Here is a 25399-nt window from a genome sequence, read left to right as displayed (position 1 = left end):
AACCTGCCCCAATGCGGGACAGGAGGCTTGACGGGGTGAACGTGCTCGGCTCGGAGAAGGCATGGACCTCGATGCGCTGCTCGACCACTATTTCGGCACTAACGACCTTCCATCGCTAACCGCCGACCGGCTCACGGCAGGTCGGGAGGCGCTGGCGCTCGACTTCCGACTGGAGCGCGAGCCTGGACGCAAATTTGCGCTCTGGGCGTTGCTGGAGGCGATCGGCGCCGCGCCACTGCCGGCGGAAGCCTTTCCCAAGCATCCTGAGCTCAAGCGCGCCGCCGAAGACTATCTGTCCGCTTAGGAGCGGCTGCTCCCCGACGACTGAGCCGCTTCGTTCTCGGCCAGGTTCGCGCGAACGATCAGCGATGCCGCCTCGATCAGCGCCCGCCCGGCGAGGATGTCGTTCCGCATGATTTCGTCCACCTGCACAGCCAGACGAGCGATCACCGCGTCGGCTTCATCCGCACAGGCCAGCAGCGCGCGATCTCCACGAACCAGCTGCTCCTCGGCCCCGCTCGCCTGCGCGATCGCGGCGCGGAAGCATTGCGCGTCCTGGTCTGCGAGCCGCAACGCCGCGTCCTGAAGCTCGCCCAAGCGGGCGTCATTGGCGTCGATGCCGGGCCGATCCGGATTGTGCTTCAGCGTGATCGCCGCGGCCTTGCGTCCGCAGGCGATGCCGAGCGCCAGCGCGGCTGCCGCCGCGACTCCTGCGCCCGGCGCCGGCGCGCGCGAGGCGATGGCAGAGGCGAGCCGGCCAAGTGTCTGATCGGCAATCGACTCCATGCGTCCGTCCTCGTTAAGGGGCGCCGTCATGACGGCAGCTGATCTCCGCGACCTGTTCCTGACAACGCTTACCCGCCGCTTCGGGGGCAATCGGCGGCGCTGGCGCATGGCGATGGGGGAAGTGAAGCTCCATTCTCGCGTCACCCATCCGCACTGCAACTGGGCGGTCAGCCCGTCCGGCAGCGCGGCCGAAAACAGCGCGATCGAAGCGGTGGCCGACGATCTGCGCGCCGCCCATCCGATCATCGGCTAGGCGTTAGGCCGCCCGACTGGTGCTCGCCGTCGTCCAGCCGAGATGGGGAAGGGCGATCGACCGGCCGCCGCCCAGATCGGTGCGGATCACGATCACGCCGCGCTCCTCCATATAGCCGAGCAGGCGCTTCACCCGTCCCAGCGATGCCGTGCCATAGATGCGCGCGAGTTCGGCATCGTCGGGGCTGGGCAACTCGTCCCGCGCGGCACGGGCGACCGCCATGAACGGCGCGAGCATCTCTTCGGGCAGGGCCGCCCCGATTGCTAGTGCCTCGTCCCAGCCTTGCGCGCCGTCGATACCGGCGAGCGCCAGGGCGAAGCGGCGGCGGAACTCGGCCAGCGGCGGCACCGGCGCGATTCCGCCCATGCGGCAGCCGATGGTGAAATCCTGATAGAGCGCCGGCGCAGGCTGGCCGGTGAAGACCAGGGCAAGGTTCCGCAACACGCCGTGCAGCCGCGCCTCCCGCTCGTCGTCCGCCAGCAGCGGTAGTTCGGGCAGCGGCGCCGGCGCTTCGATCGCCTTCAGGAGCCCATCCACATCCGGCTGGAACCTCGCCGGTTCAATCGGTTGAACCGGTGGCAGCGGTAGCGGCGCGGGCTCGAGATTCGCCAGCAGGTCGCGCGCCGGCTCCGGCAGCGGGAGGAGAGAGGGCGCGGCATGATTGGTGCCGGTCCTCACCGCACCTACGCGCACCAGCACCGGGCGGCGCGCGATCGCCGGGCCCAGGCCCAGGAACTGCCCCCGCTCCAGGTCCCGGATCGCCTCCGCCTGCCGCCGTTCCATGCCGAGCAGGTCGGCGGCGCGCAGCATGTCGATATCGAGGAAGGTGCGGCCCATTAGGAAGTTGGACGCTTCCGCCGCGACATTCTTGGCGAGCTTGGCGAGGCGCTGGGTCGCGATCACGCCCGCCAGCCCACGCTTGCGACCCCGGCACATCAGGTTCGTCATCGCGGACAGCGACGCCTTGCGCGCATCGTCCGCGACTTCGCCGGCAGCGGCGGGTGCAAACAGCTGCGCTTCGTCGACCACCACCAGCGCCGAAAACCAATGATCGCGCGGCGCATCGAACAAGGCGTTCAGGAACGCCGCCGCACAGCGCATCTGGTCGTCTATCTCCAGCCCCTCGAGGCTGAGCACGGCCGAGGCGCGGTGAGCACGAATGCGCCCCCCGATCGTCGCCACCTCCGCCAGCGAATAGGCGGCGGCGTCGATCACCGTATGGCCGAAGGCGTCGGACAATGTGACGAAATCGCCTTCGGGATCGATCACCACCTGCTGCACGGTGCCGGCGCTGCCTTCGAGCAGCCGGCGCAGCAGATGCGACTTGCCGGAGCCCGAATTGCCCTGGACAAGCAGCCGCGTGGAAAGGAGCTCGGCCAAATCCAGCCCGACGCTCCCGCCCCGTTCGTCCGTGCCCAGATCGACTTGCGCGCTCATCGCGCGTGCTTCCACCACCCGGCCGATTCCAGGCAAGACCAGCGACTTAAAAAGCTGGGGACTGTTCTGGCAGCCGATCAGGCTGCAAGCGCGAGGCGGTCGCGGCCGGCTTCCTTGGCCTGGTAGAGGGCGGCATCGGCGCTGCGCAGCGCCCAGGCGACATCCTGCCCCAGCGCGGCGACCCCTCCGCTCACGGTCGCGGCGATTCGTTGTTCGCCATAGCGGCAGGGCGTCTCGGCCACTGCTTTTCGCAGCCGCTCGCAAATCGCCTGCGCCTGGACCGGACCGGTGCCGCGCAACAGGATGGCGAACTCCTCTCCCCCCAAGCGGCCGACTGCATCGCGGTGACGCACGGCTTCCGTCGCGAGCCGGGCGAACAGCTTCAGCACTTCATCGCCGCCGTCATGACCGTACCGGTCGTTGACCCGCTTGAAATAGTCGAGGTCGAAGAGCGCGATGGCAGAGGGGCCGTCTTCCGCAGCGGCGCGCTCGCACTCTCGCATGAACCCGCGCCGGTTGAGCAGACCGGTGAGCGGATCGCGCAACGCCGCGTCCGAAAGTCGCGCCTCCAGCGCCTTGCGCTCGCCGATGTCGCGGATGACGCTGACCGCTCCCGTCACACGGTGATTGTCGTCGAGCACCGCGCGCGTGTGCGTTTCGAACCAGCCGCGGCCGCCATGCTTCAGCACACCCAGATATTCGACCTTCTGCCCGGCCCCCGTGCGATCCAGCGCGCGCGAATGCGCCGCCCTGACCGACTCATGATAGTCCGGGTCGATCAGTTCGAGACATTGCCGTCCGATCAACGCGTCGGGATCATAGCCCGCGAGTTGCCGGATGGCCGGGGAGACGAACCGGATCGTCCCGTCCACGTCCAGGTTCATGATGATGTCGGTCGAATGCTCGGCGAGCACGCGATAGCGTGCCTCGCTTTGCCGCAACTCCGCTGCAAGTCGTTGGCGCCGCGCCAGTTCGACGGCGATCGGCAACACGGTCAGCACGATCGAGGCCAGGTAGAATTGCAGAAAGCGCGCGCGGGTGCCGGTGTCCGCGTCGATAAGGTTGACCGGCCCTTGGCCTGCGGCCGTGTAATAGGCGGCGACCACGGCCAGCACGATGATCGCGAGCCCGGCGCCGAGCCGTCCCGCCCGAAACGTCGTCAGCATGATCGGCAGCACCGGCAGAAACAGCAGCGGCAGCACGTTCTGCGAAAAGACAGCCATTGCAACCAGCGCGACCAGGCAGATGAGGGTCGCGAACTCCGCCGTCTGCCTGAACGTCGCGGACTTGCGGCGGCGGTTCAGCTCTCCGGAAAAGATCAGCCCGAACAGGGGAGTGAAGGTCAGGAAGCCAAGCGCATGGCCGAGGTACCAGTTCAGCGCGGCCGCGAGAATCGGTGCTCCCGCCACAGCCTTCAGTGTGCATCCGGCCAGCGCCGCCCCGAGGACGGTCGGCAGGCCGGCCGTCGCGACCACGAAGCGTGCGAGCACCGTGATCGAATCGTCGGGCACTCCCCGCCCGCTCACCCGACGCAGCAGCAGTGCCGCGAGGATCGTTTCCACCATGTTGGCGAACAGCAACGGCCCGGCGGCCGCCCAACCGAGCCCGAAGAAACCGGTGACGAGCACGGATGCGACACTGCAAAGCGCCAGCGCCTTGGGCCAGTCGCGACGCGACGTGTTCGCCAGATAGGCGAGTAGTACGGCGCTCGACACCCAGATGAAGGCGAAACCGCCGTCGAACCGCGTTTCCAGCACTGCAAGCACGCCGCCGACAAGGTAGAGAAGGGCGAGTGCGAGCGTTCGGGGATCAAGGCGGGGGTTAACCATCCAAATCGGACTAAACTGGATCAGTTAATCATTCCTCACGACCCTGCCGCCGAGTGCAACGGCCGGCAGCATCCATTTGCGAAAGATCCGGAACTCGCCCTAAGGGACGCTGCCGGAAGCGTGCGGGGTTGATGCCATGATCCGAACTGTAACGTGCCTGCTGATCCTTATCACTGCGCCGGGGATCGTTCAGGCCGCTGAACCGCCTGCGAAGGTGCTCGAGGGTACGGCTCCCCAGACGGGCTTGATCGCGCTAAACGTCGATCGAAAGACCGGGCGCATTCTGGCCACCTTGCCGGCGCCGGACGCGCAGGGTGTTTCGGGCCGTTTCATCTATACGAGCGCGCTGGAGACGGGCCTGGGCTCCCCGGCGCTCGGCCTCGACTATGCGCTCAACTCGGGGTCGCGGATGCTGGTCTTCCGGCGCCTCGGCAAGAAGGTCGTCGCCGAGCTCGAAAACCCCCGCTTCCGCGCGGAAGGGGCGTCGGAGGCGGAGCAGGCGGGCGTGCGCCGGTCTTTCGCCACCTCGACCATCTGGATGGGTGATGTCGCCGCGGAAAACGCCGATGGCAGTTTGCTGGTCGACCTGGCCTCCTTCGTGGCGCGCGACGATCTCGGCATCGCTCGTGCGCTAAAGGAACAGGAGAGCGGCGATTGGCGCCTCGTGCCGGAACTGAGCGTCGCCGATCCCAACGCCGCCCGCGTCTTCCCGAAGAATGTGGAACTGGAGGCCCGGCTCACCTTCACCACCAATCGCGCCGGGCCGGAGGTCGAGAATGTCGCGCCCGCGTCCGGCAATGTCAGCCTGACGATCCGCCATTCGCTGATCGCGCTGCCTGATCCCGGCTATGTGTCGCGCCGCTTCGATCCGCGGGCGGGGAGCTTCGGTTCCCAAGTCATCGACTTCAATGCGCCGCTTGGCAGTCAGGTCGTGTACGAGCTGGCGAACCGCTTCCGGCTGGAGAAGACGGACCCGAGCGCCGCGCGGTCGCCGGTCAAGAAGCCGATCATCTTCTATATCGATCCCGCGGCGCCGGAGCCGATCCGCTCCGCGCTGCGCGAGGGCGTCGCCTGGTGGCGCGACGCGTTCGACGCCGCCGGACTGGTCGACGCCTTTCGGGCAGAGATACTGCCGCCCGGCGCCGACCCGCTCGACATCCGCTACAATGTCGTCAACTGGGTCAATCGCGCGACCCGCGGCTGGTCCTATGGCCAGCCGATCACCGACCCCCGGACCGGCGAGATCATCAAGGGGCAGGTGTTGCTCGGCTCGCTCCGTGTCCGTCAGGACCTCATCATCTACCAGGCGCTCGTCGGGGCTGGGCTGACCGGCACCGGCGATCCCAACGACCCGCTCACCGCCGCGCTTGCCCGCATTCGCCAGCTCGGCGCGCACGAGGTCGGCCACGCGCTCGGCTTCGCGCATAATTTCGCCGCGAGCATCGGCGGCCGTCAGTCGGTCATGGACTATCCCGCGCCTCGCGTGCGCCTCGTCAACGGCAGGCCGGACCTGACGGACGCCTATGGCGTGGGGATCGGCGACTGGGACCGATTTGCGGTCGCCTGGCTCTACGGGGCGCGCACCGATGCCGACGCGCAGCCGGTCATGGCGGCCGGCCAGGCGCAAGGCCTGCGCTATGTGCCGGACCAGGATGCGCGCGCGCCGGACTCGGCGCATCCGCTCGGCAGCCTGTGGGACGATGCCGCCGATCCGATCGCCGAACTGCGGCGCGTGATGGAGGTCCGGCAGGCGGCGGTCGCCGGCTTCGGACCCGCAGCGCTGCGCTCGGGCGATCCGCAGGCCCAGCTCCGCCGTTCCTTCGTGCCGGTGTGGCTGCTGCACCGCTATCAGGTGGAGGCGGCATCCAAGCTCTTGGGCGGAGTTGATTTCGGCTATGCGCTGGTCGGCGACCAGACCGCTGCTGCCAGGCCGGTCGACGGCGCTCGCCAGCGCGCGGCGCTCGATGCCTTGCTCGACACCCTGTCGCCGGGGGCGCTGACCGTGCCGGCGCAGCTTCAACCGGTGCTGTCAGCGGGCTGGTCGGGCGAGAATGATCGCCAGACCGACATCGAAACCGTCCGCACGGCCGGCGGGCCCATTTTCGACCCGCTCGCCGCGACCGAGACGGCAGCGGCGGTAACGCTGATCGACCTGCTCGCCGCCAACCGGCTCAACCGGCTCGAGATCCAGAACCAGGCCGATCCGAGCATCCCGTCCGCGCACGACGTCGTCGATCGGCTGATCGAGCGCAGCTTTGCCTTTCCGCGCGGCGACTCCGCTGCCGCGGGCGTGCAGCGTCGGATCGCCACCACGGCGGCGCTCGCCATCGCCCGTGTGCAGCGCGACCCAGCCCTGTCGCCGACGGTGGCGCTCGCCTTGTCCGAGCGGCTGAACCGGCTCGCCGCCAGCCTGGTCAAGACGGGTGGACAGGGGCTGCAGGCCGATTGGAGCCGTGGCCTCGGCCGGCTGTTGCAGGATCGGGAAGCGCTCAATGCCGCGCTTAGCGATCAGCGCCGCCTGCCGCGCGTGCCCCCGGGCATGCCGATCGGCTAATCTCGATCGGTCCGCGTCAGAGCCAGAGCGGCAAAACGACCACTGTCGTTCAGAGGCTGCGCACCAGCCGCACGGCGCGGGCGAGCCAGGGCGGGTCGGTATAGACTTGCTGCCGCGCGCCGACGCCGAGCGGCAGCAGATGGATCTTGCCCTCCTCGCGACCGAGCAGCCGGCCAAAGGCGAAGCGCCCAGAGGGTCGCGGAACCAGCACGTCGCGATTGAGCGCCGACGCGAACCTGTCCGTCGCGAGCCGCTCGCACCAAATCTCGTCGCCAGCGCGATAATCGCCGACCGATGCTTCGGCGATAACGGCTACCAATTCCGGCGCGGGCTGCGGCGCAATCACCACCGCTGACTTGCGTGGCGCCCGGGCGCCGTCCGGGCCGATCAGCGCCGCAACGGGCAGGTCCGGCCGCTCGGGCAGCTTCACCAGATCGGCGGCCTCGACGCCCAAGGCTGCAGCGATGCGGTTCAGCCAGCCGACCGAGACGGTGCGGGTGCCGGTTTCCAGTCGCCCGATCGTCTGAGCCGTTGTCGGCGGGGTGCAGCGGCGACCGACCTCTTCCAGGGTCAATCCCTTGGCGCGGCGCACCTCCCGTATCGCGGTGATCATAAAGGCTCCTGACAACCAAATCGGTTCAACTCTGTCCTACATCCACGCCGCTATGGCAAGGGCAGTCCGACTCGAAAATGGAGAAGTGGATGGTACGGGTGTTGGCGGAGCGGCGGCTGAAAGGGGCGGGGAACCGCAGCGTCACGGTCAACCTGGCGGAATCTCCTCTCGCCTGGCTCGCTACGCGCGGTCGGATCAGCGACCGTCAGCTCCTTGCCGGAGAGACGCTGCGCGCCGATTGGGAGCGCGCCGGCCTCGCGCCGAGCGTGACCATGCGGTGGGAGGCGACGCCCGGCGGCGTCAAGGGCGGCGGCCTGTCGCCGGCGCCCGATCCGACGACCAGCCAGATCGACGCCAAGCGCCGCTTCGACGCCGCGGTGGCGCATGTCGGCACTGGCCTCGCCGATGTGCTGTGGCGCGTCGCCTGCGCCGGCGAGGGACTGGCCGACACGGAGCGTGCCCTTGGCTGGCCCGCGCGCGCGGGCAAGTTGGTGCTCGGCTTCGCCCTGGACCGGCTCGCCGATTTTTACCGCATTCGCTGAACTCTGGCTCCCGCCGCCGCGTTGTTTCGTGTGCAAGGAGAATGAGATGGCCGAAGAACATCCCCGCATCGCCGCCGCCCGCGCCCATGACGACAAGGACCTGATCGAGAATATCGAACCGACGCCCTCGCAAAGCGGCGTCTATGGCGCTGGCCCCGCCGAGGCGCTGGGATCGCTTGATGAACTCAAGACGGCCACCGGAGACGATCCGACCAACACCCGGCTGAAGAAGTCGATGAAGGCTGATACGTTCGTGCCGACAAGGGCCGACTTCGACGGCTAACACCAGTTCAAACGGGCGCCATGGCCAGTGCGACCTTTGGTGACCATTCGCGGCCTCTTCGTCAGCACGCCACGACGTTGACGGCGAGGCCGCCCAGTGCGGTTTCCTTATATTTCGCGCTCATGTCGACGCCGGTTTTCCGCATGGTCTCGATCACCTGATCCAGGCTGACGCGGTGGGTGCCGTCGCCGAGCAAGGCCAGGCGGGAGGCCTCGATCGCCTTGATCGCGCCGACCGCATTGCGCTCGATGCACGGCACCTGCACCAGTCCGCCGACCGGATCGCAGGTGAGGCCGAGATTATGCTCCATGCCGATTTCCGCCGCATTCTCGACCTGGCCGTTCGAGCCGCCGAGTGCCGCCGTGAGGCCCGCCGCTGCCATCGAGCAGGCAACGCCGACCTCGCCCTGGCAGCCGACCTCTGCGCCCGAGATGGAGGCATTTTCCTTGAACAGCGACCCGATCGCCGCCGCAGTCAGCAGGAAGCGATCGGCGCCTTCCTCCGTCGCATTGGCGACGAAACGTTCATAATAGCGAAGCACCGCGGGCACGATGCCTGCCGCCCCGTTGGTCGGCGCTGTGACTACGCGGCCGCCGGCGGCATTCTCCTCGTTGACCGCCAGCGCCCAGAGGTTGACCCAATCGATGACGGTGAGCGGGTCGGAGAGGGCACGCTCCTGCCGCGCGACCAGCTTGGCGTGCACGTCCGGAGCCCGGCGGCGAACGTTGAGCCCGCCCGGCAGGATGCCGTGCTGGCCCATGCCGCGGTCGATACAGGCCGACATGGCCGCTCGAATGGCCTTGAGCCGCACGCGGATCTCCGCCTCGGGCAGCCGCGCCATCTCGTTGGCCAGCGCCAGGTCCGCGATCGCCAGGCCCGCTGCGTCGGCACGTTCCAGCAGCTGATCGCCCGAGCGGAATGGGTAGGGCACGTCCGCGTAGAGGCCGGCGGGCGGTGCGTTGCTGGCCACTTCAGCCTCGGCGACGATTGCGCCGCCACCGACCGAGTACCAGATGCCGCTCGCAAGTTCCTCGCCCGCGGCACCATAGGCGGTGAAGCGCATGCCGTTCGAATGGAACGCCAGCCGTTCGCGCTGATGGAAGAGCAGGTCGCTGGCTTCGTCGAAGCGGATCTCCTGCTCGCCGCCGAGGAGCATGCGCCGGCTCGCCCGCACCTCGCCGACGATCCGCTCGGCATCGTCCGGACAGATGGCGTCGGGCCGCTTGCCGGACAGGCCGAGCAGCACTGCGCGGTCGCTCGCATGGCCTTTGCCGGTCAGCGCCAGCGAGCCGAACAGTTCCGCTACCACGCGTGTGGTCCGCGCCAGACCGTCTTGCGCACGCAAGCGATCGGTGAAGGCGCAGGCGGCGGACATCGGCCCCATCGTGTGCGACGAGGACGGACCGACGCCAATCTTGAACAAATCGAACACACTGTGCGGCATGGACGCGCATCTAGGCGCGGCGGAGCGAAAGCGCCACTGCGCCGCTAACGGCCAAGCAGCTGAGGGCTCGGCACCAGCCGCACCTCGTGCATCATGCGCAGATAGGCGTCGAAATAGGGCTTGTGGGTCGCACCCACGATCACCAGCGCACGGGCGCCGGGCTGCCGGCCCAAAGCCGCCCGGATGTTGGCGACCTGATGCAGGTTCCGGGTCTCCCACCACGCAACATAACGGCGGCCATGCTCGCCCGGGGATGGCTCCTGAAACGCCTTGCCCATGTCGCCGCGGACTGCCGCTTCGCCGACATCGGCGCGGTTGTGAAACCGATAGAGCGCAAGCACGCCCTGGCCGTCGGCGAGCGCCTTCTCCATCGCCTGCGCCTGGCGCTGCAGCGGCGGCCGTTCTCCGCTCCACACCGCCTTCATCGCTTCCTCCTGGCCGGCTGGCACCTCGGCCTGGACGCGGTCGGCGAGATGGTCGTCTGTCGGGTAGAGCCGGTCGAGCCCGAGCCGGGCCGCCAGGGCCGCGGCGATCCAGAAATTCTCGTTCCTGCGTATCGACAGCTCGTCGAGCGCCTTGGCGAGTTCGCCGGTGATGCCGTCGCCAGCGCGCCGTTCCGGCGGTGGCAGGCGCAGCCACTGCGTCGCCGCCGAGCCGATATTGCCGGCAGAGGCGAACAGGCCGGCGAGCCGGCGTCGTGCCGACGGAGCGGGGTTGGTGCCGAGCTGCGCCAAGGCCTGTTCGGCAGCGGCCTCTGCGGCCGGCATGTCGAGGCCGTTTGCGGCCTTGCCCAACGCTGCGATGGCCTCGATGCGCCGGCAGTAATCGTCGGCGGTGCCGGGCCAGCTCTTCTCATAGTGACGGAGCAGAAAGCATTCGGGTCCGGACAGTCCCTCGATCGCGATCAGCTGCGGCCCAAACGCCGCAAGCTTGTCGAGCAGCGGCTCCATCCAGCCCTGCTGCAGATGCTCGATGCCGGACAGATGCGGCGAAGCGAGCACCGCCACCTCGGTCGGGTTCTGCACGGGCCATGGACCGATCAGCGGCGCCGCATGCGCCTGCGTACCGAACAACAAGGTCGCGGCCACGATCAAATGCTTCATCCACCTTCTCCCTGGGAAGGTGTATTGCATCAATAACTCACCTCTGCAACGGCCGATCAGGCGAAGAGCGGCAACAGCTCCTCGGCGAACTGGCTGAGCGTATCGTCGCGCGCGCCCATGACGATGATGCGGTCGCCGGGTCGGGCGATCTCGACCAAATGCCGGGCAATGTCGGGGCGCAGCGGGATGTGTTCGGCCTGGCGACCGGCGGCGCGAACCCCTTGAACGATCGTGTCGCTGCCGACCGACCGATCGACCGTGCCGCCGAAATAGACGGGGTCGCTCAGGATCAGCAGGTCTTCCGGCGTCAGCTTTTCGCCCAGCATTCGCACCAGCTCGTCGCCCATGACGCGGAGCGGCCCATAGCCATGGGGCTGGAAGAAGATGATCAGCCGCCCGGGAAAGGCGTGCAGCGCGTCGAGCGTCGCTGCGATCTTGTCCGGGTTGTGGCCGAAATCGTCATAGATGGTCACGCCGCCGCCTTCGCCGACTCGCTCAAGCCGCCGTTTGAGGCCGGTAAAGCCGGCGAGCGCCTCCGCCGCTTCGTGCAACGACACGCCCGCGGCGACCGCCGCGCCGATCGCGGACAGCGCATTGACCGCATTGTGCCTGCCCGGCACCTGCAACCGCACCTCGGCGTGATCTCCGCTCGACCGCTCGGTGACGTGAAAGGACACGCCTTCCGGCGCCTCTTCCAGCGCATGGCCGATCAGCTGCGCCTCGCGATCGAAGGCGAAGGTGAGCAGTCGATCCTGGTGCAGTTCGTCGGCGATCGCGGCGACTTCCGGATGGTCGATGTTGACGACGGCGGTGCGCGCCTTGCTCACGAAATCCTCGAACAGCGCGCGCAGTTCGTCCATTTCCTTATGGTCGAGACTGATGTTGCCCAGTACCGCGATAGTGGGCTCGAACAAGGCGATCGAGCCGTCGCTTTCATCGACTTCGCTGACGAACAGGTCGCCGCCGCCGATCAGCGCGCTGGCAAAAGGCGTGTCCTCGCTGACGAAGTTCTTCATCACGGCACCGTTCATCACCGTCGGCGCGCGGCCGGTCGCGTGCAGGATCCAGCCGATCATGCCGGTGACCGTCGACTTCCCGCTGGTGCCGCCGATCGCGATCCGCTCCGGCGCGGCGTTGAACAGCTCCGCGAGCAGGCCCGCGCGGCTCATGCGCTCACAGCCCAGCCTCGTCGCCGCCTGCACGTCGGGCACTGTGTCCTCGACGGCGGCAGAGGCGACGAGCAATTGCTCGCTCGAGCTGAGGCCGCTCCCGTCCTGCGGGAACAGGCCGATGCCCTGCGCGCGCAGGAATTCGAACTTCGGCGCGGTGCGGCCCTGGTCGAGCGCCCGGTCCGAACCCGCGACCTGGGCGCCCTGTGCGCGGACGATGCAGGCGAGCGGCAACATCCCGCTGCCGCCGATCCCGCAGAAGAAATAGGATTTGTGAGAAGGCATGCGGCGGGTAGTAGCTTCAGCCGGTGCAGATGAAACAGTTTTTCTCCGTTCGCTTCGAGCGCAGTCGAGAAGCGCATCTCGACTGCGCTCGATGCGAGCAGGCGGAGAGAGTGGAATGAGGATCGGCATCGTCGCGCCGAGTTGTCGGATCGACGAAGATGTGGTGCGGCGCGTTTCCGCCCTGGCCGAGGGCCAGGGCGAACTGGTCTGGCATCCCCAATGCTTTCTGAGCGACGGACATTTCGCGGGGCCGGACACGGCGCGCGCCGCGGCAGTGATCGACTATGCCAATGATCCGTCGCTCGACGCCGTCTGGTTTGCACGCGGGGGCTATGGCGCCGCGCGGATCGTCGATCGGGTCATGGACGGCCTGTGGGGCCCGGCCACCGCCAAGACCTATCTCGGCTATTCCGACGCGGGCACCTTGCTGGGCGCGCTCTACGCGCGGGGCATCGGCCAGGTCGCGCACGGGCCAATGCCCGCGGACATCCGGCGTGAAGGCGGAGAGGCGGCCGTCCGCCGTTCGCTCGACTGGCTGTGCGATCGGGCGCCGGGATCGCTCGATCCTTCCGTGGCCGGTTCGCCGACCGCCGCCTTCAACATCGTCATTCTCGCCCATCTGGTGGGTACGCGGCATCTGCCCGATCTGACCGGGCACGAGCTGCTGGTCGAGGAAGTGGACGAGTATCTGTATCGCACCGATCGCGACATGGCGCAGATCGTCCAGCATTCGGCGATCAGGGGCGTTGCCGGGATCAGGCTCGGCCGCATCAGCAAGGTGCCGGCCAACGATCCGGATTTTGGGGCGGAGCCGGAGGCCGTCGTACGCTATTGGTGCGATCGTGCCGGCATTAAGTTCCTGGGGCATGCGGATATCGGCCATGACGCCGACAACAAGGTCGTGCCGTTCGGGCGGTTGCCTCAGCCATCCTAACGACTATCTGGCTCATATGGCGCGTCAAACCCGTTCCAACGACTGGGGATTTCCCCGCTGGCGCGCCTATGGGGGCGAACGCGGCGCGACGCAGGTCCGGCTGTGCGACCGCGAGGGCTGCAGCGAGCCGGGCGACCGGCCCGCGCCCAAATCGCCGAACAGCCCGGAGCGCTGGTATTTCTGCGAGGCGCACGCCGCCGAATACAACCGCAACTGGAATTATTTCGAAGGCCTGTCCGCCGAGGAAGCAGCCGCGCGGGAGGCCGACGACCTGCGCGGTGCCTCCGGCTATCGGCAGTCGAGCCATTATGCCTGGGGCGGGCCCGGCGACGGCAGCCGATCGCGGGACGAGATGCGGGCGCTCGGCGCGCTCGATCTGGAAGCGGATGCGAGCTTCGACGACGTGAAGGCCGCCTATCGCCGCCTTGCCAAGGCCAACCATCCGGATGTGAAGCCGGGTGACGAAGCCGCCGCCGAGCGCTTCCGCCAGATCCAGGCGGCCTATGACCTGTTGAAGCGCGCCGAGGAGCGGAACGCGGCCTGATCCTTTCCTTCTTTCGTCATCCCCGCGAAAGCGGGGACCCCGCTTCTTCTATTCACCCCTGGGTTCCCGCTTTTCGCGGGAATGACGATCAGGAGTTGGCGTAGCGCGCGGCCGTTTCCCTGATCAGAGCGATCATGTTCGGAATGCCTTGCGTCCGGTTCGAGCTGAGCTGGTTGCGCAGGTCGAACGGTGCAAGCGCGCCTTCGATGTCGGTCGCGAGGATGTCGGCCGGTGGGCGATCCTGCACGGTCAGCAGCACCAGCGCGATAATGCCTTTGGTGATCGCCGCATTGGAGTCGGCCAGGAAATGGAGCCGCTCGCCAACCTTGGTCGGATAGACCCAGACCGATGCGGAGCAGCCGCGGACGAGCGTGGCGTCGGTCTTGAGCGGCTCCGGCATCGGCTCGAGCGCGCGGCCGAGATCGATCAGCAGGCGGTAGCGATCGTCGGCGTCGAGCAGTTCATAGTCGGCGAGGATGTCAGTGAGGGTGGGCATGGGGGGCGGATAGAGCCCGCAACCACTTCCGTCATCCCGAACTTGGTTCGGGACAAGCCTGCAAGCGACGGATCACCGGAAGGCTTGTGCTGAAACAAGTTCAGCATGACGGAATGGCTCACAAATCCACGCCTGCCGCGATCGCTTCCAGCTTGCGGATACGCTCCTTCAGGTCGGCGATTTCGATGCGCGACGTCATGTTGGGGGCGGGGAGGGCGTCGCTATGGCTGGTCGACTGGAGTTCCAGCCGCTTCAGCTCCAGCCAACCTTTCCAGCCCCGCAGCGCGCCGGCGGTGAGGATGCCGATGCCAGCCAGGCCCACCATTCCCATTTCCAGATAGACGGTCGGTTCCATCGTCTCTCTCCTCCGGTCCGGCGCTCAGGCGTCGCGGGACCGCAAAGCCTCGATTTCGCGCTCCAGTTCGCGCGAGCCGCGTTCGTCGGTGATCAGCCGCTCGAGCACCGCGACGCGCTCCTTCAGCGTGAGGATTTCCTCTCGCAGCCGGCGGCTCTCGCCCGAGCCCGCGGCGACGCTGCCCGGAGGTCCGAAGCGGCGGTTGGCGCCAAGCTTGGCCTGAATGATGCGGCCGACTGTCACGATCAGCACGATGCCGATCACCATCTCGAAGGGGTTCATGCCCTTTTGCTCCCTTAATTTTTCTTGTTCAGTTCAGCGGCCGGTCGCGGAGATCTTCGATCTGCGCTGCGAGGTCGCCGCCGCGATCGGTGATGATCCGTTCGAGCACCCGCACGCGCTGTTCGAGCCGCTCGGTCTGGGCCGCATATTGCGCCGCTTTTTCTGCGGTCCTGCCGACCTGGGCGTCGAGCTGCTTTTCGCGGAAGTCGAAGAAGCGTTTGAAGGCGCGGCCGAACATGACGATGGTCAACACGCCCAGCACGAAGAACATTGAGAACGGAGCCATGCCCATCATTTGAACTCCTCGGTTTTCTGGCCACTTGCTTTCAGCGGACCAGCGCTGTTCGACGATCGCCGCTATCAGTTCGGCAGACGGAGCTTCTCGATTTCGGCAGCGACGCGATGACCCTCGTCGGTGACGATCCGCTCGACATTGGCAAGCCGGTCCTTGATCGAGCCCAGCTCGGCGCGAAGCTGAGCATTTTCCTGGCTCAGCAGCTTGATCCGTTCGACCGCTTCATTGTCGTGCTTCGGGTAGATCGGGTTTCCCCAGCTGCCCTCCAGCGGATAGCCGTTCCGGACGCGCAGCCAGGTGGTGAAGATCCAACCGGCAATGGCGAGGAATCCGAGTACACCGAACACGGGTGCCATGGTCTCGATGATTGCGACTTTTTCCATTTTCTTCCTCCTCAGCGCAGCGCGTCGATTTCGCGCGCCGTCCGTTCGGCCGGGTCGGTGGCGATCCGCTCCAGGATGGCGATGCGTTCCTCGAGCCGGCTGATCTGACCCTGCAGCTTGCCGTTTTCACTTTCGAGGAGCTGTACCTTGCGGGATTGCTCCAGGTCGGTCTTGGCGACGGTGCCGCCCCATTCGCCTTCCAACGGGTAGCCGTGTCTGGCGCGGATCCAGCTGGTGGCGACCCATCCGAATGTGCTGATCGCGATGATGGCGATCACGAACCCGGGACCTGCCCAACTCATTGTTCTTCCCCTTATTCGTCGGCGCCGCGCTCAGCGCAGGCTGTCGATCTCGTCGGCGAGGCGACGGTTGCGGCTGGTGTAGTAGAGCTCCACATCGGCCAGGCGGCGATCGATGTCGCGCAGCCGGCCGCGGACTTCGCGGGTGGTCCGCGCCGGCGAGCGGCGGACGCCCTGCCAGAACTGCTCTTCTTCCTTGTCGCTATAGAGGCCGTAGGGCTTTGGCTTGGCCACCCAGTTGGTCGCCAGATAGGCGATCAGCGACCAGGGGAAGGCACCAGCCAGGGTGATCACCACCATGCCGATGCGGACCAAGGTGACGTCCCACCCCATGTAATCGGCGATCCCGGCGCAGACGCCCAGCCACTTCTTGTTCTGCTTGTCGACGTAGAAACGGGTGCGGCTCTCGGCCATCTTACTTCTCCCTGATCTGGCGAACTTCGGCGCGGGGCAGTTCGGGCGCGGGGCGGCGCACCTCCAGCTCCGGCGTTTCGGCGGCGACGATGCGCTCGATCGAATGCAGGCGATCGTCCAGGCGACGTGCGGTCTCGTACAGCTCTTCGAGCAGGCTCTCATCCGCATGCGTCATCGTGCCGGACTGCTGCTTCCACTTCGTGATATAGTGGAGGATGATCCAGGGCATGCCGACGAACAGCATTCCGCAGATCACGATCGGCAGGAAAATATCTTCCATCTGATCAGCCCTCCCGGGTGGCCAGCCGCGCCTTCAGCGCTTCCAGCTCTTCATCGACCTGGTCGCTCGAGCGCAGCTCGGCAAACTGGTCTTCCAGCGTCTTCGGCTCGCCCATGCCCGCGGCATCGGCGCGGCCCTCGGCCAGGTCGACGCGGCGCTCCAGCACTTCGAAGCGGCTGAACGCGTCCTCGACCCGCGCGCCCGAATAGGCCTCGCGCAGCTTCATGCGGTTATGTGCGCTTTCCAGCCGGGTCATGATCGTGTTCTGGCGGGCGCGCGCCTCGCGCAGCTTGCCCTGCAGCTTGGCGATGTCGGCTTCGGAAGCCTGCAACGCATCGTCGAGCACTTCGATCTCGGCCTTGAGCTGGTCGGCCATGTCGGCCGCCTTGCGCTTTTCGAGCAACGCCGCCTTGGCGAGATCCTCGCGGCCCTTGGACAGCGCCAGCTCCGCCTTCTCGGTCCAGCTTTCCTGCAGCTTGTCGAGCTTGGCGATGTGGCGGCGCATTTCCTTCTGGTCGGCGATGGTGCGCGCGGCCGAGGCACGAACCTCGACCAGGGTTTCTTCCATCTCCAGGATGATCATGCGGATCATCTTGGCCGGGTCTTCGGCGCGATCCAGCAGGTCGGTCATGTTGGCGGCGATGATGTCTCGGGTTCGGCTGAAGATGCCCATCGGTAAACTCCTGGATACGCGCGAATAAGGGTGCCGGGGCGCTACAAGGGGGCCAGCGCCCCGGCAGTTTGTGTCGTCAAGCGAGAGGGGTGCTGACGACGGAGGGGGTGCGAACCTCGACCGCGCCCGCCGGGCCGACCGCGCTCAGCACGCAGGTGGCGCTGAACAGGACGGTGCAGAGGATGGCGGAGAAGGTCTTCTTGGCTTCGAACGAGGTGAACATTGGCGTGCTCCTTGAACCTGGTTTGTGTCGTGGCCGCCTCGTGAGCGGCCTCGTCAAATACTTTGCAGACCCCGTGCCAAGTTCGAAAAACGGCAGAAAATCGCCATTTCTCTCAGAACACGACCGGTGTTAGAACTTGCCTCTTGCCAAGCGTTGGGATTTTTCGCCATGTTTCGGCAATGGAACGGGAAGCGGCGTTCATCGGCCAGTCTCTGGCCTTTCTGGACTCGGTTGAACGGGCGAGCCGCGCGGCCGCGCTCAACCGCCCGGTGCTGGTGATCGGCGAGCGCGGGACCGGCAAGGAGCTGGTCGCCGAGCGTCTCCACCGCCTGAGCCTCAGATGGGACGGTCCGCTGATCGTGATGAACTGCGCCGCGCTTCCCGAGACGCTGATCGAGGCCGAGCTGTTCGGCCACGAAGCGGGCGCCTTCACCGGCGCGACCAAGGCGCGCGCGGGGCGGTTCGAGGAAGCGGATGGCGGCACGCTGTTCCTCGACGAACTCGGCACGCTGTCGGCGGCGGCGCAGGAGCGGCTTCTGCGCGCGGTCGAATATGGCGAAGTGACCCGGATCGGTGCCTCGCGGCCGGTGCGGGTGGATGTGCGCATCGTCGCGGCGACGAACGAAAACCTGCCGTCGCTGGTCGAGCAGAATCGCTTCCGGGCCGACCTGCTCGATCGGCTGAGCTTCGAAGTCATCACCCTGCCGCCATTGCGCGCGCGCGAAGGTGATGTGCCGGTGCTGGCCGATCATTTCGGTCGCCGGATGGCCGCCGAATTGGCCTGGGACCATTGGCCGGGCTTTTCGCATCAGGCCATGGAGACGCTGGTCGGCCACGACTGGCCGGGCAATGTGCGCGAACTGCGCAACGTGGTCGAGCGCGCCGTCTATCGCTGGGAGGATCCCTCCAGCCCGATCGATGCGATCGAGTTCGATCCGTTCGCCTCGCCCTGGACGCCGAAGGGGGAGGCGGCCCGGTCGATGACTCCGGCGCCGCAGCAGGGCCAGGCGCTGGTGCCGACGCCGGTCAATGACGATCTCGACTGCGACGATTTCAAGGCGGCCTGCGAGGCGCATGAGCGCAAGCTGCTCGAAGCGGCGCTGCGCCGCTGCAGGTACAATCAGCGGCTGACGGCCAAGGCGCTGGCGCTGACCTATGATCAGCTTCGCCACGCGCTCAGGCGCCATGATTTGCTGCAGGCGGGGCATTCGTGATAGTCTGGCTCGGTCCAGCGATGGAGGGTCGAATGCGCTCTTTCCCCTGGCTTGCGGCTGCCGCCCTGCTGATTCCCGGCGTCGCGAACGCGTCCAGCCTGGTGTTGGGATCGGGTCTTGCGCGCTCCTGCTTCGAAGCGGCGGATGACGAGCGGACCACGCCCGGCACGCTCGATATCTGCAACCGCGCGCTCATCGAGGAAGCGCTGCCATTCGACGATCAGGTCGCGACCTACGTCAATCGCGGCATCATCCGCGCCCGGCTGAACGACTGGACGGGCGCCATGGCGGATTACGACCGGGCCATCCGACTGAAGCCGAGCGAGCCCGAAGCCTATCTCAACAAGGCAGCGCTGGTGCTCAAGTCGCAGCATGACTGGAGCCAGGCGCGGGCGCTGTTCGATGCCGCGCTGGAGCGCCAGACCCGCCGGCCGGAATTCGCCTATTATGGCCGCGCCGTCGCGAACGAACTGGCCGGCGACTATGCGCGCGCCTTTGCCGACTATCAGAAAGCGAGCGTGCTGGCGCCGGCCTGGGACGTACCGAAAAAGGAGTTGGCCCGCTTTTCGGTGCGCAAACCGGGTTGATCGACCGGGTTCGCACGACTGATCGAGAGATTGCGGTGCACCGTCTGCCGCTCCGGTGCGTTGGGGACCCGAACCCCAACCCTGGAGATAAGACATGGCCTTCGAACTGCCGCCGCTGCCTTATGACGCCAACGCCTTCGGCGACATCATTTCCGCCGAAACCTTCGACTATCACTGGGGCAAGCATCACCGCACCTATGTGACTAACACCAACAAGCAGGCGGCCGAGGCGGGACTGGAGGATCGTCGCCTGTCGGACGTCATCAAGGCGGCGCGCGAGCGCGGCAATCAGGGGCTGTTCAACAACTCCGGCCAGCTGTGGAATCACAGCTTCTACTGGCAATGCCTCAGCCCCGAGCAGCAGCAGCCGACCGGTATGCTCAAGCAGAAGATCGGAGACGCGTTCGGCTCGGTCGATGCGATGCTGGACAGGCTAAAGGCCGAGTCGGTCGGTCATTTCGCCAGCGGCTGGGGCTGGCTGGTGCTGGACCGCGGTGATCTCAAGATCACCTCCCTGCATGACGGCGACACGCCGGTTGCCTATGAAGGCATGACGCCGTTGCTCACCATCGATGTGTGGGAGCACGCCTATTACATCGACTATCGCAATGCCCGCGCCGACTATGTCGACGCGCTGCTCAAACGGGCGATCAATTGGGAGTTCGTCGGGCAGAACCTAGACGGGCGCGGCGTCGAGCGTGCGGACCAGGAGCCGAGTCACGCAATGGCTTGATGATCCGTTCGCTTCGAGCGAAGTCGAGAAGCAGGTTTCTCGACTTCGCTCGAAACAAGCGGTGTAAGCTAACCCTCAGGCGGCAGCGGCGCCTCTTTCCCGTCGCTCAGGCCGTGCTTCATGAGCATCGGAATGTTCAGGATTGCGAACAGAAGGGTCAGCGGTACCGCACCCCACAGCTTGAAGCCCACCCAAAAATCCCAGCTCGCATTGCGCCAGACGGCTTCGTTCAGCACCGCCATGAAGAGGAAGAAGCCGACCCAGTTGATCGTCAGCTTGCGCCAGCCGGTGTCGTTCAGGCCCGGATAGGCGGTTTCCAGCAGCATCTTGAGCAGCGGCTTGCCCGAGGCGAGGCCATAGCCGAGGATGACGGCGAACATCGCGTAGACGATGGTCGGCTTCATCTTGATGAAGGTGTCGTCGCGAAACCAGAGCGTGAGCCCGCCGAAGAACAGCACCAGCGCGCCCGAAATCCATAGCATTGGCGAGATGCGCCCGGCCTTCACCCGGCTGGTGATCATGGCGATGGCGGTCGCGACCATGAAGGCCGTGGTCGCCATCATCACCTTCATCAGCTTCGGGCCATGCGCGAGCGTGTTGACCAGGAAGAAGACGGCGAGCGGCCCGAAATCGATCGCCATGCGCAGGCCGGGCGAGAGTTCGCGGGGTTTCAGAGAGCTATTCACAGAACATCCTAAACTGTCCTTCGAGACGGGTCTTCGCCAAGCTCAGCCCCTCCTCAGGATGAGCGTGAATATAACACGCCGCTCATCCTGAGGAGCCGTTGAGCTTGGCGAAACGGCGTCTCGAAGGATCACTCCCCAATACCCGCAATCATCCGTGCCACTTCGCGCGCGTCGAACGGCCGCAAATCGTCCATGCCTTCACCGACGCCGATCGCGTGGATCGGCATGCGGAACTTCTCCGCCGCCGCCACCAGCACGCCGCCGCGCGCGGTGCCATCCAGCTTGGTCATAACCAGACCGGTGACGCCCGCCACTTCCTTGAACACTTCGATCTGGCTGAGCGCGTTCTGGCCGGTCGTCGCATCGAGCACGAGCACGACGTCGTGCGGCGCTTCGGGATTGAGCCGCCCGAGCACGCGCCGGATCTTGGCGAGTTCGTCCATCAGTTCGCGCTTGTTTTGCAGGCGGCCGGCCGTGTCGACGATCAGCACGTCGATGCCGGTCGCCGTCGCCTGCTTGACCGCGTCCCACACGATGCCCGCCGCATCGCCGCCCTCGGGTCCGGCCATGATCGGCACGCCGATCCGATCCGCCCAAATCCGTAGCTGCTCGATCGCCGCCGCGCGGAAGGTATCGCCGGCGGCGAGCATCACGCCATAATCCTGTTCCAGGAACAGTCGGGCGAGCTTGGCGATCGTCGTGGTCTTGCCCGAGCCGTTGACGCCGATGACGAGGATCACCTGCGGGCGCGGAAAGGCGTCGACCTCGAGCGGTTCGGCGACCGGGGTCAGGACCTTCTCGATCTCCTCGGCCACGATTTCGCGCAGCTCATGATCGGAAAGCCCGCGCTCGTAGCGGCCCTCCGACAGCCGCTCGCGAATGCGTGCGGCGGTGGCAGGCCCCAGGTCGGACGCGATCAGCGCATCCTCGACCTCGTCCAGCGTCTCGCGGTCGAGCGCCGATTTGGTGAACAGGCCGGTCAGATTTTCCGTCAGCCGATCGGATGTGCGGCGAAAGCCACCCAACAACTTGTCATGCCAGCGCGCGTCGCTCATGCCGGCACTCCGATCAGCGTGTCGCCGCGACGGGCTGTGATCCGGACGGACTGGATCGAACGAGGCGGCAAACGGCTCTCCACTGCAATCTTGGCGAAATTCTCGGCGTGACCGGTGCGGCCATCCAGCTCGACCAGCAATCGCTGTTCGCTGCCGTTCAGCCTGTCGAGCCAGGCGGCCTGCCGCTCGGCACATGCCTCGCGTAAGCGTCGCGCCCGCGCGCGCACGACTTCCGGCTCGACCTGGGGCATGCGCGCCGCCGGGGTTCCGCGGCGCGGTGAGTAAGGAAAGATATGGCCGAAGACGATGTCGCATGCCTCGACGATCGCGAGGCTGTTGGCGAACATGGCTTCGGTCTCGGTCGGGAAGCCGGCGATCAGGTCGGCACCGATCGCAATCTCCGGCCGCGCCGCCTTGATGCGCTGCACCAGGTCGATGGCGTCCGTGCGCAGGTGCCGGCGCTTCATCCGCTTCAGGATCATGTCGTCGCCCGCCTGCAACGAGAAGTGCAGATGCGGCATCACCCGGGGCTCGCCGACGATCAGGGCGAATAGTCGTTCGTCGATCTCGACAGGGTCTAGCGAGGAGAGGCGCAGCCGCGGCAGGTGGGGCACGGCCTTCAGGATACGCTCGACAAGCAGGCCCAGACTGTCACCGGCCAGGTCGCCATAGCTGGTCACGTCGACGCCGGTGAGCACCACTTCTCCGGCACCGCCATCGACAACCGCCTTCACGCGATCGATCACCGCGCCCGCGGGGAGCGACCGGCTGGGGCCGCGGCCTTGCGGGATGATGCAGAAGGTGCAGCTATGGTCGCAGCCATTCTGCACTTCGACAAAGCCGCGGGCGTGGCTCGAGTTCCGTCCGTCCGTGTCAAGCGAAGTCGAGATGCGCTTCTCGACTTCGCTCGAAGCGAACGGAGAAAAGGAGCTGGGATCGAGCTTGGCGGTGTTTGCAACAACGCCCGCCACCTCCGGCATGGCCGCGAACATAGCCGGCTCCACCTCGACTGCGCAGCCGGTAACGACCACCCGGGCGTCGGGCCGCTCCCGCTTGGCGCGGCGGATCGCGCGGCGCGTCTGGCGGACGGCTTCCTCGGTGACCGCGCAGCTGTTGACCACGACCAGGTCGTCGTCCGGCAACATCGCGCGGATTGCGTCGCTTTCGGCGATGTTGAGGCGGCAGCCGAGCGTGATGACTTTGCTCACCCGAATGCCTCCAGCTCCGCTTCGCCCACGAAGACGTGCGTGGCGGAGCCGCTCATGCGGATTGTCCCGCCGGGCGACCAGGCAATGTCGAGCTCGCCGCCCGGCAGGCTGACGGCCACCGGGGAGCGGACGAGCCCGCGCCGGATCGCCGCCACGGCGCTGGCGCAAGCACCCGTGCCGCAGGCGCGGGTGAGCCCGGCGCCGCGCTCCCACACGCGCAGCCGCAGTGCCGAGGAGCCGGTGACCTGCGCGACATTGACGTTCACGCGATCGGGAAAGAGCGGATCATGCTCGATCCGGGGGCCGAGTTCGTCGAGCGACACCGCATCCAGATCGGCGACGAAGAAAATGATGTGCGGATTGCCGACATTGACGGCGCTGCCATGTTCGAGCGCGTCCCAGGCGGCCGGCACATCGGCCGTGTCGAGCGGGTAGGCGAGGGGAATGCGGTCCCATTCGAAGCGCGGCGCGCCCATGTCGATGGTGATCGACGCACCTTCGGTCATGGCTGCCACGACGCCGCCGGCCGTCTCGATCCGCTCGGCGCGTGTCAGCTCGGCAACGCAGCGGAGCGCATTTCCGCATTGTTCGACCTCGCCGCCATCGGCGTTGAAGATGCGCATGCGGAGGTCGGCCGTTTCGCTCGGCTCGAGCAGGATCAGCTGGTCACAGCCAATGCCGGTGTGACGATCGGCAATGGCGCGGGCGCGGTCGCGTGTGATCGCGATGCGCTCGCCGCGCGCATCGATCACGACGAAGTCGTTGCCGAGCCCGTGCATCTTGTGGAACGCGAAACGCATCGCGCGCGACTTAGGGTCGCGATAGCCCCAAGTCTATGCCTGGCGGCGGAGCTCCCGGACCCGCTCACCCGCCGGAGCTGCCAGACGGCGCACCGGCAGCAAGTTGCGCTGGGCGAGCATGGCACGGACCTGGCCGACGTCCATCGGCTTGCCGAAATGCCACCCCTGGCCGTGAAAGCAGCCGAGCGACTTCAGCTGCGCTTCGATCTCCGGCGTCTCGACGCCCTCGGCGGTGACCGGCAGGCCGAGGCTGTCGCTCAGCCGAGTGATCGCGTTGACGATCGCCGCGCTTTCCGCGTTGCTGCTGAGTGTCGTCACGAAGCTGCGGTCGATCTTCACTCGGTCGAAGGGCAAGGCGCGCAGGTTCGACAGCGACGAATAGCCGGTGCCGAAATCGTCCAGCGCAAGGCGGACGCCCTGGTTCTTGAGACTGCCGACCACCGACTGCGCCACGCCCATATTCTCGGCGAGCGACCGTTCGGTGATCTCGATTTCCAGGCGATTGGCGGGGAAGCCCGTCTCCACCAGCAGCTTGACGATCTTGTGCGCGAACCAGGGGTCGCGGAGCTGTGCCGGCGCGATGTTGACCGACAGCGTCAGCGACGGGTCCCAGTTCTTCGCTTCTTCCAGCGCCTGGCGCATGACCGACATCGACAGGTCGGCGATCAGGCCGCACTCCTCGGCGATCGGGATGAACACGTCGGGCGCGATGATGCCCCGGGTCGGGTGCTCCCAGCGCGCCAGCATCTCGAAGCCCTGCAGTTTGCCGGTCGCAAGATCGATCTGCTGTTCGTAAAAGGGCACGAACTGGCCGAGCGGTATGCCGTCGCGGATGCCGTTCTCGATCGCGTTGCGCATGTGGAGCTCGCGCTCCATCGACTGATCGAACCAGCATTGCCGATTGCGCCCGGCATGCTTCGCCGCGAACATGGCAATATCGGCGCGGCGCATGAGCTGGTCGAGCGTATCGCTCTCGCTCTCGATGCTGGCGAGACCGATGGAGGCGCCGGTGTGAACGGCGGCGCCGCCGACGACCAGCCGCCGGCCAAGCTCCGTCACCAGCTTTTCCGCCAGCAGGTCCGCTTCGCCGGCGGCATGCGCCGACAGCATCAGCACCCCGAACTCGTCGGCACCGAGCCGCCCTGCGACCGCACCATCGGGCAGATTGGCCTCGATCAGCGCCGCCACCATCTGCAGCGTGGTATCGCCGATCGGATGGCCGTTGACGTCGTTGACCGCCTTGAAGTGATCAAGGTCGAGCAGCAGCAGGGCTGCGCCCTTGCCGCGGTTCCGGGCCTTGCGCAGCCGCGCTCCACCGATCTCGAAAAAGGCCGAGCGGTTGAGCAGACCCGTCAGGCTGTCCTGCCGCGACAGCTTGGCCAGCCGCCGCTCCGCTTCTTCGCGGCGGCCGGATTCGGACCGGAACTCGGCATAGCGGCGCCAGCTGAACAGCAGCAGCGCGATGTTGAGGATGGCGGAGACGCTCAGCGCCTGGTTGAGCACGGCCTGGCCGCCCAGCGCCCGAAAGCCGACCGACAAAGCGGATCCGGCCGACCCGATAAGCAGGATCGCAGCCGCGATGGTGACGCCCACCAGGATGAGGTCGCGCTGCGCTTGTCCGTCCGTCACGTTCCGCATGG

General features: G+C 66.8%; 32 protein-coding genes. 10 read left to right on the top strand and 22 right to left on the bottom strand.

All coding sequences use genetic code 11. The annotated features are described in order from the left end of the window. Positions 1-61 precede the first annotated feature (61 nt). The gene (locus HJG53_RS04135) at positions 62-304 is read left to right on the top strand and encodes a hypothetical protein (protein WP_171127887.1); all 243 of its coding nucleotides are present in this window, start codon (positions 62-64) and stop codon (positions 302-304) included. On the opposite strand, the gene HJG53_RS04130 is transcribed toward HJG53_RS04135, so the two are convergent. Then, positions 301-816 carry a cyclodeaminase/cyclohydrolase family protein gene (locus tag HJG53_RS04130; protein ID WP_171127886.1) on the bottom strand — a complete coding sequence of 172 codons (516 nt, stop codon included), beginning with the start codon at positions 814-816 and terminating at the stop codon, positions 301-303. The genes HJG53_RS04135 and HJG53_RS04130 overlap by 4 nt on opposite strands. Here HJG53_RS04130 and HJG53_RS04125 point away from each other — a divergent pair. After that, a complete protein-coding gene (locus HJG53_RS04125; protein WP_171127885.1) occupies positions 815-1039 on the top strand; it encodes a hypothetical protein in 225 nt (74 codons plus the stop codon). The genes HJG53_RS04130 and HJG53_RS04125 overlap by 2 nt on opposite strands. Positions 1040-1042: 3 nt before the next feature. Here the strand turns inward: HJG53_RS04125 and HJG53_RS04120 are convergent, their stop codons facing one another. Further along, a complete protein-coding gene (locus tag HJG53_RS04120) occupies positions 1043-2476 on the bottom strand; it encodes an ATP-binding protein (RefSeq protein WP_171128177.1) in 1434 nt (477 codons plus the stop codon). Positions 2477-2553: 77 nt separating this feature from the next. Continuing rightward, positions 2554-4305 (bottom strand): diguanylate cyclase, encoded by a 1752-nt coding sequence (locus HJG53_RS04115; RefSeq protein WP_171127884.1) that lies wholly within the window; start codon positions 4303-4305, stop codon positions 2554-2556. Between the two features lie 136 nt (positions 4306-4441). On the opposite strand from HJG53_RS04115, the gene HJG53_RS04110 reads away from it, so the two are divergent. Continuing rightward, positions 4442-6859 (top strand): zinc-dependent metalloprotease, encoded by a 2418-nt coding sequence (locus tag HJG53_RS04110; protein ID WP_171127883.1) that lies wholly within the window; start codon positions 4442-4444, stop codon positions 6857-6859. A gap of 49 nt (positions 6860-6908) precedes the next feature. On the opposite strand, the gene HJG53_RS04105 is transcribed toward HJG53_RS04110, so the two are convergent. Continuing rightward, entirely contained in the window at positions 6909-7472 is a 564-nt protein-coding gene (locus HJG53_RS04105; RefSeq protein ID WP_171127882.1) for a helix-turn-helix domain-containing protein, read from the bottom strand. Positions 7473-7561: 89 nt separating this feature from the next. Between HJG53_RS04105 and HJG53_RS04100 the strand changes: the two genes are divergently transcribed. Both HJG53_RS04100 and HJG53_RS04095 read left to right on the top strand, forming a co-directional pair. Next, positions 7562-8014 (top strand): DUF6456 domain-containing protein, encoded by a 453-nt coding sequence (locus HJG53_RS04100; RefSeq protein WP_171127881.1) that lies wholly within the window; start codon positions 7562-7564, stop codon positions 8012-8014. Positions 8015-8060: 46 nt separating this feature from the next. Beyond that, positions 8061-8297 carry a hypothetical protein gene (locus HJG53_RS04095; RefSeq protein ID WP_171127880.1) on the top strand — a complete coding sequence of 79 codons (237 nt, stop codon included), beginning with the start codon at positions 8061-8063 and terminating at the stop codon, positions 8295-8297. A gap of 61 nt (positions 8298-8358) precedes the next feature. On the opposite strand, the gene HJG53_RS04090 is transcribed toward HJG53_RS04095, so the two are convergent. Genes HJG53_RS04090 through HJG53_RS04080 form a run of 3 tightly spaced genes read right to left on the bottom strand, consistent with a single transcriptional unit; the run spans position 8359 to position 12298 of the window. Beyond that, positions 8359-9741 (bottom strand): L-serine ammonia-lyase, encoded by a 1383-nt coding sequence (locus HJG53_RS04090; RefSeq protein ID WP_171127879.1) that lies wholly within the window; start codon positions 9739-9741, stop codon positions 8359-8361. A 44-nt stretch (positions 9742-9785) separates the two neighbouring features. After that, positions 9786-10844, bottom strand: a complete 1059-nt coding sequence (locus HJG53_RS04085) for a DUF5694 domain-containing protein (protein ID WP_171127878.1) — start codon at positions 10842-10844, stop codon at positions 9786-9788. A gap of 56 nt (positions 10845-10900) precedes the next feature. Beyond that, positions 10901-12298, bottom strand: a complete 1398-nt coding sequence (locus HJG53_RS04080) for a Mur ligase family protein (RefSeq protein ID WP_171127877.1) — start codon at positions 12296-12298, stop codon at positions 10901-10903. Between the two features lie 115 nt (positions 12299-12413). Here HJG53_RS04080 and HJG53_RS04075 point away from each other — a divergent pair, with 115 nt between their 5' ends. Together HJG53_RS04075 and HJG53_RS04070 are read left to right on the top strand one after the other, a co-directional pair. Further along, positions 12414-13232: an LD-carboxypeptidase gene (locus HJG53_RS04075; RefSeq protein ID WP_171127876.1), complete on the top strand. Its 819-nt coding sequence runs from the start codon at positions 12414-12416 to the stop codon at positions 13230-13232. Between the two features lie 16 nt (positions 13233-13248). Beyond that, positions 13249-13776, top strand: a complete 528-nt coding sequence (locus HJG53_RS04070) for a J domain-containing protein (RefSeq protein WP_171127875.1) — start codon at positions 13249-13251, stop codon at positions 13774-13776. Positions 13777-13864: 88 nt separating this feature from the next. Here the strand turns inward: HJG53_RS04070 and HJG53_RS04065 are convergent, their stop codons facing one another. The 10 genes from HJG53_RS04065 to HJG53_RS04020 all read right to left on the bottom strand — a co-directional run bounded on the left by HJG53_RS04065 (position 13865) and on the right by HJG53_RS04020 (position 17476). Beyond that, the gene (locus HJG53_RS04065) at positions 13865-14272 is read right to left on the bottom strand and encodes a SufE family protein (RefSeq protein ID WP_171127874.1); all 408 of its coding nucleotides are present in this window, start codon (positions 14270-14272) and stop codon (positions 13865-13867) included. Between the two features lie 118 nt (positions 14273-14390). Further along, on the bottom strand, positions 14391-14627 hold the full coding sequence (locus HJG53_RS04060) for a hypothetical protein (RefSeq protein WP_171127873.1): 237 nt from the start codon (positions 14625-14627) through the stop codon (positions 14391-14393). A 24-nt stretch (positions 14628-14651) separates the two neighbouring features. Then, entirely contained in the window at positions 14652-14909 is a 258-nt protein-coding gene (locus HJG53_RS04055) for a hypothetical protein (protein WP_171127872.1), read from the bottom strand. A gap of 28 nt (positions 14910-14937) precedes the next feature. Then, on the bottom strand, positions 14938-15195 hold the full coding sequence (locus HJG53_RS04050; RefSeq protein ID WP_171127871.1) for a hypothetical protein: 258 nt from the start codon (positions 15193-15195) through the stop codon (positions 14938-14940). A 74-nt stretch (positions 15196-15269) separates the two neighbouring features. Next, positions 15270-15587 carry a hypothetical protein gene (locus tag HJG53_RS04045; RefSeq protein WP_171127870.1) on the bottom strand — a complete coding sequence of 106 codons (318 nt, stop codon included), beginning with the start codon at positions 15585-15587 and terminating at the stop codon, positions 15270-15272. A gap of 11 nt (positions 15588-15598) precedes the next feature. After that, a complete protein-coding gene (locus HJG53_RS04040) occupies positions 15599-15889 on the bottom strand; it encodes a hypothetical protein (protein ID WP_171127869.1) in 291 nt (96 codons plus the stop codon). Between the two features lie 30 nt (positions 15890-15919). After that, on the bottom strand, positions 15920-16300 hold the full coding sequence (gene pspC, locus HJG53_RS04035) for an envelope stress response membrane protein PspC (protein WP_171127868.1): 381 nt from the start codon (positions 16298-16300) through the stop codon (positions 15920-15922). Between the two features lies 1 nt (position 16301). Beyond that, complete coding sequence (gene pspB / locus HJG53_RS04030) at positions 16302-16580, bottom strand: envelope stress response membrane protein PspB (protein ID WP_171127867.1); 279 nt, start codon at positions 16578-16580, stop codon at positions 16302-16304. 4 nt (positions 16581-16584) lie between these two features. Continuing rightward, complete coding sequence (pspA, locus tag HJG53_RS04025; protein WP_171127866.1) at positions 16585-17253, bottom strand: phage shock protein PspA; 669 nt, start codon at positions 17251-17253, stop codon at positions 16585-16587. A 76-nt stretch (positions 17254-17329) separates the two neighbouring features. Further along, entirely contained in the window at positions 17330-17476 is a 147-nt protein-coding gene (locus HJG53_RS04020; protein WP_171127865.1) for a hypothetical protein, read from the bottom strand. Positions 17477-17655: 179 nt separating this feature from the next. Here HJG53_RS04020 and pspF point away from each other — a divergent pair, with 179 nt between their 5' ends. From pspF to HJG53_RS04005, 3 genes are all read left to right on the top strand, one after another. Further along, positions 17656-18690 carry a phage shock protein operon transcriptional activator gene (gene pspF, locus HJG53_RS04015; protein WP_171127864.1) on the top strand — a complete coding sequence of 345 codons (1035 nt, stop codon included), beginning with the start codon at positions 17656-17658 and terminating at the stop codon, positions 18688-18690. A 32-nt stretch (positions 18691-18722) separates the two neighbouring features. Continuing rightward, the gene (locus tag HJG53_RS04010; RefSeq protein ID WP_171127863.1) at positions 18723-19277 is read left to right on the top strand and encodes a tetratricopeptide repeat protein; all 555 of its coding nucleotides are present in this window, start codon (positions 18723-18725) and stop codon (positions 19275-19277) included. A 94-nt stretch (positions 19278-19371) separates the two neighbouring features. Further along, a complete protein-coding gene (locus HJG53_RS04005; RefSeq protein WP_171127862.1) occupies positions 19372-20010 on the top strand; it encodes a superoxide dismutase in 639 nt (212 codons plus the stop codon). Between the two features lie 68 nt (positions 20011-20078). Here the strand turns inward: HJG53_RS04005 and HJG53_RS04000 are convergent, their stop codons facing one another. The 5 genes from HJG53_RS04000 to HJG53_RS03980 form a co-directional block, all read right to left on the bottom strand. Further along, positions 20079-20696: a septation protein A gene (locus tag HJG53_RS04000; protein ID WP_171127861.1), complete on the bottom strand. Its 618-nt coding sequence runs from the start codon at positions 20694-20696 to the stop codon at positions 20079-20081. A 128-nt stretch (positions 20697-20824) separates the two neighbouring features. Next, the gene (gene ftsY / locus HJG53_RS03995) at positions 20825-21751 is read right to left on the bottom strand and encodes a signal recognition particle-docking protein FtsY (RefSeq protein ID WP_171127860.1); all 927 of its coding nucleotides are present in this window, start codon (positions 21749-21751) and stop codon (positions 20825-20827) included. Further along, positions 21748-22965 carry a tRNA (N(6)-L-threonylcarbamoyladenosine(37)-C(2))-methylthiotransferase MtaB gene (mtaB, locus tag HJG53_RS03990; protein WP_171128174.1) on the bottom strand — a complete coding sequence of 406 codons (1218 nt, stop codon included), beginning with the start codon at positions 22963-22965 and terminating at the stop codon, positions 21748-21750. Before mtaB ends, ftsY begins: the two co-directional genes overlap by 4 nt. Continuing rightward, positions 22956-23759, bottom strand: a complete 804-nt coding sequence (gene dapF / locus HJG53_RS03985; protein WP_171127859.1) for a diaminopimelate epimerase — start codon at positions 23757-23759, stop codon at positions 22956-22958. Before dapF ends, mtaB begins: the two co-directional genes overlap by 10 nt. Positions 23760-23792: 33 nt before the next feature. Continuing rightward, complete coding sequence (locus HJG53_RS03980) at positions 23793-25397, bottom strand: bifunctional diguanylate cyclase/phosphodiesterase (protein WP_171127858.1); 1605 nt, start codon at positions 25395-25397, stop codon at positions 23793-23795. Between the last annotated feature and the right edge of the window lie 2 nt (positions 25398-25399).

Origin of the sequence: Sphingomonas sp. ID1715 (assembly GCF_013044515.1) — a bacterium.
Classification (GTDB): domain Bacteria; phylum Pseudomonadota; class Alphaproteobacteria; order Sphingomonadales; family Sphingomonadaceae; genus Sphingomonas_B.
Note: the sequence above shows the minus strand (reverse complement) of the source record. Positions and strands in the feature narration are given on the sequence as shown.